The sequence below is a fragment of the Pseudostreptobacillus hongkongensis genome, from assembly GCF_001559795.1.
GTDB lineage: Bacteria > Fusobacteriota > Fusobacteriia > Fusobacteriales > Leptotrichiaceae > Pseudostreptobacillus > Pseudostreptobacillus hongkongensis.
The window spans coordinates 1-258 of the sequence record NZ_LOHY01000060.1 but is presented as its reverse complement, the minus strand read 5'-3'; the positions used below and the strand labels follow the sequence as shown (position 1 = coordinate 258).

Genomic DNA, 258 nt, shown 5'->3' with positions numbered 1-258 from the left:
GCGTACCACCCTCTGACAGCCATGAGATGGCAAAAGTCGCTCCACCACGCTCACCCTTGGCAGGCTCAACGCTATAATAAAATGGCTCTTCAGGTAGGCAGGACATCTCCCCAAGCTGCTCAGTCAGATAACCGACCACACCATCGACGAACTGCCAACTTTCGTTGTCAGCTGGATCCATTTCATTAATAAAATCAATCTGCAAGCCTGCTGACAGCACTGCTTTTGCCCTGTATCTTATAACCATCTGACGCTGCC

1 protein-coding gene is annotated in these 258 nt (G+C 50.4%); it reads right to left on the bottom strand.

The window, feature by feature from the left end:
* On the bottom strand, positions 1–247 hold a 247-nt coding region (locus AYC59_RS08545), incomplete at its 3' end, for a hypothetical protein (protein WP_500684724.1).
* Positions 248–258 lie beyond the last annotated feature (11 nt).